This is a genomic window from Aquimarina algicola, from assembly GCF_006443095.1.
Taxonomy (GTDB): domain Bacteria; phylum Bacteroidota; class Bacteroidia; order Flavobacteriales; family Flavobacteriaceae; genus Aquimarina; species Aquimarina algicola.
Genome location: NZ_VFWZ01000001.1, coordinates 303,719 through 316,385 on the forward strand (window position 1 = coordinate 303,719; position 12,667 = coordinate 316,385).

Consider the following 12,667-nt stretch of genomic DNA (forward strand, 5'->3'; position numbering starts at 1 on the left):
TAAATTTAATAAAACTTATATCCTACTCCTAACTGAAATGTTCCCATATTTGTATCCAAATCATCTTTACCAAGATTTGCGATTCCAGCATTATATCTGGCATTAAATACCAATCCAATATCTTCTACTTCATATCCCATACCAAATGATAACCCAAAATCAAAAGATTTTGTATTATCTTCAACGGTATCTTCTGCAGAAACCCTAATACCAAATTGTGGTCCTGCTTCCAAACTTAAGCCTTCGACAGGATAATATTTTCCTATTCCTAATATTCTTATAAAATTAGCTTCTGTATCTTCTGAACCTTCGGTAGAGTATAATACCTCCGGTTGAATATGAAATTGCTCATTTGATAGCGTTATATCAGCAAAACCTCCTATAAAAAGACCTGTTCTACCATCGAGGTCAACATCTTTTCCAAATTTTGAAAAGTTAACCCCTGCTTTTACCCCAAAAACTGCTTCTTGCCCATAGCATATTGTCCCCATGCTAACTGCAAATAAAAAAATTATTGCATTAAATTTCATTTGTAATGATTTTGTGTGAATTAAAAAATTATTAATGTTATTATAACAACTCAATAAAAGTATCGAAAATGGTATCGTATTGAAATACTCAATACTTTGTATTTTTTTCTACTGGTTTTCAGGTATATTACCAGGAATAAGTGTTTTATGATATATGAAGATATATATCTTTATTTAGCGTATTAGAAAGAGAACATACTTACTTTATATCTCTAGTTGAATTGTTATTGTTGTTCCTTCTTTTGTACTGGATTGTATATCAAAAATGCCTTGCAAGTATTTAACTCTTGTTTTGAGATTAGCAAGTCCCATCCCTTTGTTATTTTCAGAAGCATTATAATCAAAACCAATACCGTTGTCTTCAACTATAATATCTATTTTTTCTTGCTCGTGTATGTATTGTACCAAAACTTCTGATGCTTTTGCATGTTTTACTGCATTATTGATAAGCTCTTGGATAATACGATATACAGTTACTTGCTCATTGAGTGTGATCTTCTTTTCTTCTTCGTAAAATTGTAATGTTACATTACAGCCATTACTATTCATATTACTACAATAGTCTTGTAAAGCTGTTTTCAACCCATATTTAGTTAATGTTTCCGGCATTAAATTTCTTGCAATCTCTCTTAATTCTGATAGCGAATCTTTAATATCATTTTGTATAATGATTAAATCTTGCCTGGGATGATAGCTTAATGTATCAGTATCATTATAAAGTTTAGATATTTTAAGGCTTATTGCCGACCATCTTCCTCCCAGACCATCATGTAAATCTATTGCAAGTCGTTTTCGTTCCTTTTCTTGCCCTTCTATTATTGCAGAAAAAATTTTTGCTTGCTGTTCATGTTTTAAGACTCCTATTTCTTCTATATGCTTTCTTTCCTTTAGGCGCCCTTCTCTTAGTTTGTTTCTATAAATCATAAAACCTAAAGAGAGTAAAAACAAAAGTGTGATCACAATAATCATCAATAAATATCCTTGGGATTTCTTTTTTTCTAAAGTCAAATCTGCAATATTCATTTCATTGGTCAATCTTAGAATTTCTTTTTCTTTTTTCTCACTCTCATATTGCGACTCTATTTGTTGTATTTTGGAAGCTATCTGCTCTGCCCCTAGACTATCTTCTAATTTTACATAATTATATAGATGATTGTATGCAGCGTCGTGATTTCCTGCACCTGCTTCAAATTTTGCCAATCTATAATATGCTTTTGCACGATCAATATCATTTTGAGATTGCAATGCCAATTCAAGGAAATCATTAATGTATTTTTTACTCATTTTATAATTTCCCAATTTATCGTATGTGTCAGCATATTTTAAGAATAAACCAGAGTACCCTCCTCTCATTTTATTCATCTTTAATAATGTATAGGATAAATCATACATTTGGATTGCTTCATTGTATTTTCCTACACTACTTAGATAAAGCCCTCGAGAAGAGTAATACTGATGCCAACTAATCGAATTCGGAATCTTATCAAGGTATCTTTTAGCTAAATCAAGTGTTTTTTTCATAGAAGCAAGAGAATCCATCTCATACAAACAAGTAGCAAAATTCAGTCGATCAAATATGAAATCTTCCGGCCGATTAAGTTTTTGATACTGTTCACCACTTTTTGTAAAACACTCATACGCTTTATCAAATTGAGCAAAATTAAGATGTTTGATTCCTAAATTGGTATTTGCGATAGCTAAAAACAAGGTGTCTTTGATACGTCTTGCAATTGGTACTGTTTTGTTAATGTATTCTATTTCTTTAGTAACATTTCCTTGATATCCATATGCAACTCCAAGATTAAAGTTAACCTTTGCCCATAGTTGCAAGTTTTTTCTTGAAGAGTCTCTAGCTATTAATGATTCAGAATATTCTTGCGCTATCAAGTAATTTTTCTTCGCGTTCTCAAGATCAAAATAATCTAAATAACCTCCTGCGAGAACGTGATATGAATATGTAATTCCATATGGGTAGTTATTTTTTTTACTTAAAGAAAGAGCTTTAAACCCATTTTCAAAAACCTTAATAGAATCAATTCCTCCATAAGCTCTGGTTAATTTGCACATCAGTTGAATTCTGGAAGTATCTGTTTTTGCTACTTTCAATTTTGCTTCTAAACTATCAATTTGTTGTTCTAATCCATTTTGAGAAAAACCAACACAAATTGTTGTCAAATACACGAATAGACAGGTTATAATCCTCATGATCAATACATATTTTCATTATGCTTTAACAAGATATTAATTAAGATAAAAACATCATACAATCAAATCATTAATATACCTGAAAACCAGTAGAAAAAAATACATTTTTACTGGTATTTTATAAAATTGTTCTAGTAATTAACTTTAAAACAGCCGGATCATTAAATACGCTCATATATCATGAAAAAATTTTCAATCTCCTTTTTGATTTTTAGTTTTTTATCAATTTTGGTTTCTTGCTCATCAGATGAAGGTACCGATAATCCCTTAGAAACAGGAAATGGTGGTACTATTGTTTCAGGAAACCCTGAACTAAATACATTTGTTGTTAGCTCTGATTATGAGAAATTACTAACATTAGATGCTAGTACAGGTGAACTGACTACTGTATATGAATTTGGTAAATTTAACTATGTACATAATTTACCGCATTATGAAAATGATCATTTATATTTTACAACAGAAGATAATTCTATTAATGCCATTCAGCTAAGCAGCAAACAATTGCTCTGGAATACTCCTTTTGGAGAATATGATATTGAAATTTTTGAGAAGTCGATTACTGCCTGTGAGGATGGAATCTGCTATGCTGCCGGACATAATGGTGTATTTATAGCGGTAGATCAAGCCACAGGCCTAGAAATTTGGAGATATTCGCTAAATGAAGATGGAAGTTTTGATGGGCGAACTTCAGCAGATTCTAAACCTATAATTAAAGGAGATAAAATTTATATTGTGGCCGAAGGTTCAAGCATAAGAGAGATTCCTGCTTCTATACATGTCGTTGATAAAAATTCAGGAATAGGATTAACTAAAGTAAACCTTCTTTATCCTGATACAAGTAGTATTACTTTTGCCGGCAATATCCTTTTGATAGCTAATAAAAATCTCTATGCCGTCAATCCTGATACCTTTGAGAACATATGGTCTTTTGAAGCTGAAGGAATGGGACACCCTGTTGTTTCAGGAAACAGTATAATTGTCCATACCTTACCAAAAGATACGAATATAGAATCTGTATTACACAGTATAGATTTGACTACAGGCAATATCATATGGTCAATTGATACCGGATTTGATACTTTATATTCACCTGTTATTGAAGGTGATGTAGTTTTTGGAATTTATGAAGAAGGTGGAAATGTAGCATTTTCGAGAAATGGGAGACCTTTTGCTGTTGATTTAGCTACGGGTAATCAATTGTGGTTTAGAGATGATGTATCAATAAGATCTTCTCCTACTTATGCAAATGGGATGCTTTATTTCTTTGGACATGATATTAACGGACCAAGTGAATCTACTGATGAAAACTCAGGGTTGATCTGTATGGATGCCAATAATGGCAAGGTTGTTTGGGTTAGCAGTACCTTAGCACCTTTCAAATCTATAACACCTGTCGTCGTTGCAGAAAATGGAGTATTTGGACCGTCTTACTATACAGATCAGTAGTACGGTAAAGTTATTCTTAATAAGCTTTTTATTTAGAATTCAAATACCTTACCATCATCGGCAATTTCTACTTGATCAAAAACCGTTTTGGCTTCTTCTTTGAATAATTCAATATTTTCATAACGAGTAGAATAATGACCTAAAACCAGGGTTCCTACATTTGCTTTTTTAGCTATTGTAGCAGCTTCTATAGCAGAGCTATGACCTGTTTTGGCACATAGATGTTTATGGCTTTCTAAAAAAGTTGATTCGTGATATAAAACTGTTGCATTTTTAATTATTGGTACTTTGGCTTCATCATACTTGGTATCACTACAAAATGCATAACTTTTTGTTGGCTTTGGCGCTGTTGTAAGCTCTTCATTACTAATAATAGTACCATTATCCAAAGTAATATCTTTTCCCTTTTTGATAGAACGATAATAAGCTTTATCAATATTATATTGCTCTACTTTATTTATTAATAGATTTCTATCGCCTTGTTTTTCTTCAAAAAGAAAACCATTGCAATATACTCTATGTTGTAATGGTATTGTTGTAACAGTTACTTTTTCGTCCTCAAATATCACTTCGGAGTCTTTACTTGTCAATTCATGAAAATGTAAAGGATAATCTGTCCAAGAATTAGAAAGCTTAAGTTGTAGTGTTATTGCTTCTTTTATGCCTTTGGGACCATAAATATGTAATGGAGTTTCTCTAGTTAATAGTCTAAAAGTAGATACTAGTCCAATAAGTCCAAAAAAGTGATCTCCGTGTAAATGAGATATAAAAATATGCTTAATCCTGGAAAATTTGACTTTATTTCGCCTTAATTGCACTTGAGTACCTTCTCCACAATCAATTAAAAAGATATGATTATTTATTTCTAAAACCTGAGATGTAGGGTTTGTAAATGTCCTGGGAGTTGCAGAATAGCAACCTAAAATTGTTATTTTCAAAATTGTTTTCCTCTTTTAAAAAATAAGATGTGATTATAATTAAATTAGTAATTGGTTTATAGATCAAAAGAATCAAAAGAATCAAAAGAGGTCAATAGTGATATGTAACCATCTACATCCAAATCTCTTCTGTATCCTGTTGCTCCTAGAACCACACCTTTTTTATTAAGTATTAAGATCGCAGGAAAGACCATTCTTTTGTTATATTTAGCAGCAAGTCTTTCGTTTTTTTCCTTTTGTACTTTTGATATTCTATTTTTTTTACGTTTTGGAAAATCTGCTTTGAGCCAAACATATTTTTGATCAGCAAACGCATCAAATTTTTCACTAGAAAGAATATTTCTCTCAAGTTTAATACAAGGAGGACACCAATCAGATCCGGTAAAAAAAAGAACAATTTTTTGATCCTTTTTGTTTGCTAAAGCGATCGCTTCATCAAAATCATATTTCCAATCTTGAGCAAAACTTTTACTACTTATCAGAATAGTAAAACAAACTAATAATAATGGGGCTATTTTATTCATATCATATCAGACGTAAAACACCTTTTCTGATTACAAAAATTATAAAAAAAAGTTAATTTTCTTAAGAATCCAGAAGGTCTCTTTCGATCTCTTCCATCTCTATCATATCATATGCCTCTTGTAATGTGGGTACAATTGTAACTTCATCAGGCACTTCTTCAAATGATATTTTATCTGTTACGATCACAAAAGAATGTTTGTCTGATTTATGTTGTTTAGAAATTCTCAAAAACTCATTAACATCGTCTTTTGTAATTTTGGCAAGTGAAAATAAATTGATGATGATATTATCTCCTTTGATATCGTCATATTTATCTTCTATTTTTTTTACAAATTCTGTTATGGTCGTTTTTTCTTGTGTAATGATAGTCGTAGACCCTTCTTTATTAAAAATCATGTGCTTAACGTTTAATTTTTGAAGCTAAAAGATAGATTACCGCCATTCTCACTGCTACCCCATTCTGAACCTGATCTAGTATAATGGCTTGACTAGAATCAGCGACATCACTCGTGATCTCGACTCCACGATTGATTGGTCCTGGGTGCATAATTACAATTTCTTTATCGAGGCTCTCCAATATTTTCTTTGTTACTCCAAATTGTTGAGTATATTCTCTGGTAGAGGGAAAATAGCTAATTTCCATTCTTTCATTTTGTACTCGTAACATGTTTGCTACATCACACCATTCTAAAGCTTTTTTTAGGTTTGTCTCTACCGTAACCCCTAAATCTTGTATATATTTTGGAATCAAAGTTTTAGGACCACAAACTTTTACCTCTGCTCCTTGCATTTTTAATGCAAAAATATTGGATAAAGCTACTCTAGAATGTAAAATGTCTCCTACTATAACTATTTTTTTATCTTGTACTTCTCCTAGACGTTCTCGTATTGAATACGAATCTAATAATGCTTGAGTTGGGTGTTCATGCGCCCCATCTCCAGCATTTACAATACTTGCTTCAACATGTTTTGAAAGAAAAACTCCTGCCCCCGGATTAGGATGCCTCATCACAACCATATCGACTTTCATAGAAAGTATATTATTAACGGTATCGATAAGTGTCTCTCCTTTTTTTACCGAAGAAGAAGCTGCAGAAAAATTAATTACATCTGCTGATAATCTTTTTTCTGCTAATTCAAAAGACAATCTAGTTCGGGTACTATTCTCAAAGAATAGATTTGCAATTGTTATGTCTCTTAGCGATGGAACTTTCTTAATTGGACGATTAATAACTTCTTTAAAATGATCTGCTGTCTCAAAAATCAAGTTAATATCATCCAAATTTAGGTATTTAATTCCTAATAAGTGATTTACACTTAGTTCGCTCATATTGTAATTCTAATTTTAGGTTTAAAATCTTTTACTATTTTCATTTACTTATAAGATACACCGCATCTTCACCTTCATTTTCTACCCAATGCACTTTTACCTTTTCTTGATTTATTGCATCTACTTGCCTACCTCTATAGTTAGGTTGAATGGGTAAATGTCTACTAAATCTCCTATCAATCAATGTTAGTAATTCGATTTCTAGTGGTCTTCCAAAAGATTGTATCGCTGTAAGTGCAGATCTGATACTACGACCTGTATACAAAACATCATCTATAAAGACAACACGTTTATTTTCTACGACAAAATCTATATGCGTTTGGTTTGCTTGTAAAGGTTTTTCTCCTCTTCTAAAATCATCTCTATAAAAAGTAATATCAAGGTATCCAAGTTTAATATGATTTACATCATAATCTTTGACCAGGATTTCTTTGATTCTATCTGCTAGAAAAGTTCCTCTAGGCTGAACTCCTACTAGAACCGTATCTTCAAAATGTGTATGATTTTCTATTAATTGGCAAGCCAAACGGTGCAGTATTATATCTATTTCTTTTGCACTAAGTAGTAGTTTTTGACTCATAATGTCCCAATTGATACTTGGTTTACAAAAGTAATGAAATTTTAAAATTAATTGGCTTTTAAAGCCAATTTTAAAAAGGATGATTGATCTCTAAAATTGATAAAAAATATTTTTTGATCGCTTGATTTTTGTGTGATCACTACTGATTCTAGGCAATTTTTAGTTCAAGTTCAACATTTTTATATATTTCTATTCCAGAGCCTTTTGATGATTTATATACTATTCCCTTTATTCTTATATTTGATCTGTTTTTAACAAAATTTTATATCATTAATTTTTACGAAAATTGAACGAAACAATATTAGATTTTGCAATAATTGCAAGTGGATTTATAGGATATTTTATTAGTTTTTCATTAGTTACTACTTCTTTTTATAAAAATCGTGCAAATAACTACCTCTCTATTTCTTTGTTTTTAATAACGAGTTTAACTTTATTAGGATGGTTTGGTATAGAAGATACTGTTTTAGAATTCTTAAATAATCCTGTATTAGAATATCTATTTGCGGTTACTCTATTTACATATTTTTTAATTCAAATAGAACATCGGTACCTTAAAAAGAGTTGGTATAAATGGCTTTACCTTCCTTTTATTATTGTTCTGATTATAGAAACTATTGTTTTGTTTTATCATTCAGATTTTGACGATATTGTATTTTTTATTACCGATAATACATCCTTTTTTTATAATACATTTTTAATCTTTTGGGGAAGGAAATTAATAAAACGCTCTCCTACTGTTTCTAAAGATAAGAAACGTTGGTTATTGCGATTGAATTTCTTTTTTATATGTGCCCTTATGATTTGGCTGCTGTCTAGTATTGAGTTCTATATATTCGATTCAGAATATGCTACAGGCTTTCTATTTATACTACTTTCTTTTTTATCTTGGTGGATATTGTATTATGGTGTTTTTAAGCTACAATTGATCGTTCAAAAAGAAGAAATACATGAATATTTGACTTCAAAAAGTACAAAAAGTACTCAAACCAGAAGAAAAATAAATGAAACTACCTCTTCAAAAATTATTACACAGTTGTATGAATTAATGGATAAGGAAGAATTATATAAAAACCCTCTTTTAAGCAGGTTAGATTTAGCCACCCGATTAGAAACTAATGAAGGGTATCTATCACAGATTATAAATCAGGAATTAAATAAAAGTATTATTCAGTTTGTAAATGAATATCGAATTGAAGCAGCAAAAAATCTTTTGCATAATCCGGTGTTTAATAAATACTCTCTAGAAGCCATCGGTATGGAGGTTGGCTTTAAATCTAAGAGCACGTTCTATAGTACTTTTAAGAAGAGTTTGGGGATGTCTCCCGGCGCTTTTAGGAAACTTCAAAAACGTCCTGATTCGTAAAACACCAACGTTTTAGTACTTCTACCTTCTCAAAATTTCATTTTTATTTTTTTGATACACATACTTTTACTCGGGATAATCAAAAAAACATAAAATGAATAAAGTATTTTTTACTTCTCTTTTAGTAATGAGTTCTTATTTTGGGTTTTCTCAAAATGAAGAAAACATATCTGTCGAAAAATCAGTTTTTGGGATTCAAACTGGACTATTGGGGATATGGGCTCATAATGAATTAAAATTATCAAATCAAGTTGCTTTACGAAGTGAAATTGGTTTTGGAGGTCTTAACACCTCAAATATTAAACCTGTTGTAGCATTAGAACCTCGTTGGTATTACAATCTAAAAAAACGTGCTGATAAGAATAAAAGGATAGATGGTAATAGTGGTAATTACATATCATTAAGAGCACGCTATCATTTTCATAGTACAAAAGAAGCCGAAAGAGATGATCTATATCATGTATTAACTGTTGCTACTTGGGGAATCAGAAGAAACATTGGCAAACATTTTAATTATGAAGCCGGAGTTGGTACAGGGCTTAGTTTTGAAAAAGACAATAATAAAGATATTGATTTGATTCCTTATGTAGCCTTCAGTATTGGATATCGTTTTTAACCTTTTTCTGATTTTTAATAACATAAAATGCTGTTTTTCAATCAAAGTTTCTTTTGAAAAAAGGAAGTCTTACCATCTTTCTATTACACTAATTAATTCTCAAAAAAATAAAACAATGACAAATTCATATATAAACGTAAAAACACTTTGTAAATCATATTACCTATTATTTATTGTATCAATTTTTACTGCCTGTCAATCTGATGACGACACTACTACGCTACCAGAAGATTCAATCAGTGGATTTTGGTCAATAGAAGAAAAAGGTTGGGTTTTTGAATTTACTGATGGTAAAGATATTTTTTACAATACAAATGCTGCCGGATGCTCAATTCAAGATGATGATTTTGTGCTTCAAAACTTTTTTGGATTTGATTTTGATGTTATTAGTGAAAATGAACTTATAGCTTCTTCAGCATTATCAGATTCTGAAATCGTATTTACCAGAATCCCTGATCAAAATCCAGACTGCCTCCCTGATCAAGTTTCTGAGACAGATGATCCAAAGGTTAACTTTGACCATTTTTGGAATATTTTTAATGATTACTATGCTTTCTTTGAAAAGAGAAATATAGACTGGTCTCAATATGAAAGCTTGCGAGATAGGGTAACAGCAGATAATTTTTATGATATTATAGAAGAACTAGCGTATTTGCTCGATGATGGACATGTAAGTATTGTCGATGAAGAAAATGGTATTGAAATCGTTTCAGGAAACCCAAGGTTATTTGAAAGATTGAATGCTAATCTAAGTGGTGATTTTCTTATAGAGAGTGAAGACGATTATTCGGATCTAGTTGATCAAAAAGCAACAACCATAGTAACAGAATATTTGGGTGAAAATTTTGAAATCGATGATAATAGTAGAATTATATGGGGATTGATCAATAATGATGTAGGATACATTCTCATTGGATCAATGGAAGGTTATGGCACAAACTTAGATGATGAAATATCAAGCTTAAATACTATTCTAGATACCATTATGAATGACCTTAATGCCTCAGGGGTTTCAAAACTAGTTATTGATATTCGTTTTAATGATGGAGGATTTGACACAGTAGCATTAGACATGGTATCGCGTTTTATAGATCAGGAACAAATTTCATATTTCAAAAAAGCCAGATTGGGTGATGATTTTACAGAAAATAGAGCTTTTTCTGTAGCTCCAAAAGGAGATTTTCAATTTACTGATGATATTATTTTATTGACAAGCCCTTATACTATAAGTGCAGCCGAACTTTTTGCTTTATGTATTAAAGATTTACCTTATGTAACAGTTGTTGGAGAACATACTAGTGGCGCTTTTTCTACAATTCTTACGCATGTATTGCCAAATGGAGCAGAAATAGGATTGTCTAATGAAATATATAGTGATGCGCAAGGTGATGTTTTTGAAGTTATTGGTATTGGCCCCGAAAGTCAAGAGAATCAAATTCCATTTTTATCAACACAAGATTTTCAAGAAGAGAAAGATAGTGGTATAGAGAGAGCTTTGGAGATACTGAATAATTAATCCAAGTTTCTTGTTCTAAATTATGAGCCTGATCTTAAAAACCATCACAGGCAAGATGAGTTTTGGTGTAATTCCATTAATAAACGACTTAAAAAGATGGTCAATACCCCTGGAGATAGGTATTTACACTCTTAATAAAAGTACTTTTAGGCCATAAAGAAGTAGTTGCAGCCCTTGTTTTGATCCTTCGAACTACCTGTACAAGTAGTTCGAAGGGTCATATAAGTACTTCTAAGCGGCACAAAGGTAGTTCGAACCACCTTTTTTTGGGTCAATACCCCAAAAATTATCAAAAATATCCGTCAATATAAGCCCTCGAAGCCGTAAATGATCAGAAAAAAGGATGATTCGATGGCATCGAAGTGATAAAATATGGGTAAAAAGAACTAAAGTACGGCCTCGAACTACCTTTGCGCGGTCTAGACCCCTTGTTAGGAAGGGGGTACCCCCTACTCGATGAGTATCAAATCTGAAGATACGAGTGACAGGTAAAAGTTTAAAAAATTATAAATAAGAACAAATTCCATTTTATGAGACTTAGGTAACAAAATCATAATTATATCGTCACCATAGTAAACGAGCTAATTATGGAATCAAAAAAATTACAAAGAATAGGTGGAATTTGTGCAATCTTTGAAGGGGTAATATATATTGTAGCTTTTATAATGTATGGAGGCATACTGGTGTATCCGAATACAGATGCAAATGCAATTGAAAAATTGAATTTTTTATCCGGTAACTACCTTATATTGTCTTTATTAAATTTGATGAGTTACATATTATTTGGGATTTTATTGACTATATTAGTTTTAGCAGTTCATCAACGCCTAAAAAAATATATGCCAAACTTTTCAAAATTAACCTTTGTCTTTGGAGTGATATGGGTTGGGTTTGTCATAGCGAGTGGAATGATTACTAATATCGGGCTCAATTCTGTAATAGAGATAGGTAAAGAATCACCAGAAAATGCAATGCAGATTTGGTCAAGTATTAATATTGTTGCTGAAGGGCTTGGCGGAGGAAATGAAATCGTTGGTGGAATTTGGGTACTATTTTTAAGTAGTATAGCCTGGAAAAAACAACTATTTTCAAAATCACTCACTTTTCTTGGCTTACTTGTTGGAATTGCTGGGGTATTAACGGTTTATCCATTAGATATTTTTACAGAAATTTTTGGAATTAGTCAAATCATATGGTTTCTATGGATAGGGATATTTATGATTCGTACCTCTAGAATAGAAAGCTAATACATCACAAAATCATATTATACATATGAAGTTTAACCTAAATAACAGAAAATTCAAATTATTAGAAAACTCTGGTAATGGTGAGGTGTCAAATCAAACAATATTTCATTACTTTCAAAAAGACGGAATGATATGGGCAAATTATTCTGGAGGGGTTATAATCAAAGGGTTTTTATTAGGAAAGGTATTAGAAGAGTCCTTAGAATTTAACTACCAACACATGAATGAAAACATGGAGTTATTGACTGGTGAGTGCAAGTCGATTGTGCAGGTTAACGAGAATAATAAAATCAAATTATTAGAACAATGGACATGGACATGTGGAGATTTTAGTAGCGGCTCTTCAGTATTAATCGAAATATAGC

General features: G+C 31.3%; 13 protein-coding genes. 6 read left to right on the forward strand and 7 right to left on the reverse strand.

From position 1 onward, the window contains the following. Positions 1-5: 5 nt before the first annotated feature. A complete protein-coding gene (locus tag FHK87_RS01375; RefSeq protein ID WP_140588884.1) occupies positions 6-530 on the reverse strand; it encodes an outer membrane beta-barrel protein in 525 nt (174 codons plus the stop codon). A gap of 204 nt (positions 531-734) precedes the next feature. Then, positions 735-2,735, reverse strand: a complete 2,001-nt coding sequence (locus FHK87_RS01380; protein ID WP_140588886.1) for a tetratricopeptide repeat-containing sensor histidine kinase — start codon at positions 2,733-2,735, stop codon at positions 735-737. A gap of 180 nt (positions 2,736-2,915) precedes the next feature. Between FHK87_RS01380 and FHK87_RS01385 the strand changes: the two genes are divergently transcribed. Next, positions 2,916-4,184 carry an outer membrane protein assembly factor BamB family protein gene (locus tag FHK87_RS01385; RefSeq protein WP_140588888.1) on the forward strand — a complete coding sequence of 423 codons (1,269 nt, stop codon included), beginning with the start codon at positions 2,916-2,918 and terminating at the stop codon, positions 4,182-4,184. Positions 4,185-4,216: 32 nt separating this feature from the next. Here the strand turns inward: FHK87_RS01385 and FHK87_RS01390 are convergent, their stop codons facing one another. The 5 genes from FHK87_RS01390 to pyrR all read right to left on the reverse strand — a co-directional run bounded on the left by FHK87_RS01390 (position 4,217) and on the right by pyrR (position 7,557). Continuing rightward, on the reverse strand, positions 4,217-5,122 hold the full coding sequence (locus tag FHK87_RS01390; protein WP_140588891.1) for a ribonuclease Z: 906 nt from the start codon (positions 5,120-5,122) through the stop codon (positions 4,217-4,219). Between the two features lie 56 nt (positions 5,123-5,178). Beyond that, on the reverse strand, positions 5,179-5,646 hold the full coding sequence (locus FHK87_RS01395; RefSeq protein ID WP_140588894.1) for a thioredoxin family protein: 468 nt from the start codon (positions 5,644-5,646) through the stop codon (positions 5,179-5,181). A gap of 61 nt (positions 5,647-5,707) precedes the next feature. After that, positions 5,708-6,043, reverse strand: coding sequence for a ribonuclease Z (locus FHK87_RS01400; RefSeq protein WP_140588896.1), 336 nt, complete (start codon positions 6,041-6,043; stop codon positions 5,708-5,710). Positions 6,044-6,047: 4 nt separating this feature from the next. Next, a complete protein-coding gene (locus FHK87_RS01405; RefSeq protein WP_140588898.1) occupies positions 6,048-6,977 on the reverse strand; it encodes an aspartate carbamoyltransferase catalytic subunit in 930 nt (309 codons plus the stop codon). A 40-nt stretch (positions 6,978-7,017) separates the two neighbouring features. Then, on the reverse strand, positions 7,018-7,557 hold the full coding sequence (gene pyrR / locus FHK87_RS01410) for a bifunctional pyr operon transcriptional regulator/uracil phosphoribosyltransferase PyrR (RefSeq protein ID WP_140588900.1): 540 nt from the start codon (positions 7,555-7,557) through the stop codon (positions 7,018-7,020). A 286-nt stretch (positions 7,558-7,843) separates the two neighbouring features. On the opposite strand from pyrR, the gene FHK87_RS01415 reads away from it, so the two are divergent. The 5 genes from FHK87_RS01415 (at position 7,844) to FHK87_RS01435 (ending at position 12,666) form a co-directional block, all read left to right on the forward strand. Further along, on the forward strand, positions 7,844-8,923 hold the full coding sequence (locus FHK87_RS01415; RefSeq protein ID WP_140588902.1) for a helix-turn-helix domain-containing protein: 1,080 nt from the start codon (positions 7,844-7,846) through the stop codon (positions 8,921-8,923). Positions 8,924-9,017: 94 nt separating this feature from the next. Then, positions 9,018-9,539: a hypothetical protein gene (locus FHK87_RS01420; RefSeq protein WP_226293974.1), complete on the forward strand. Its 522-nt coding sequence runs from the start codon at positions 9,018-9,020 to the stop codon at positions 9,537-9,539. A 115-nt stretch (positions 9,540-9,654) separates the two neighbouring features. Next, a complete protein-coding gene (locus FHK87_RS01425) occupies positions 9,655-11,055 on the forward strand; it encodes a S41 family peptidase (protein WP_140588904.1) in 1,401 nt (466 codons plus the stop codon). 587 nt (positions 11,056-11,642) lie between these two features. Beyond that, positions 11,643-12,302, forward strand: a complete 660-nt coding sequence (locus FHK87_RS01430) for a DUF4386 family protein (RefSeq protein ID WP_140588906.1) — start codon at positions 11,643-11,645, stop codon at positions 12,300-12,302. Positions 12,303-12,327: 25 nt separating this feature from the next. After that, positions 12,328-12,666: a n-acetylglutamate synthase gene (locus tag FHK87_RS01435; RefSeq protein WP_140588908.1), complete on the forward strand. Its 339-nt coding sequence runs from the start codon at positions 12,328-12,330 to the stop codon at positions 12,664-12,666. Position 12,667: the final 1 nt, after the last annotated feature.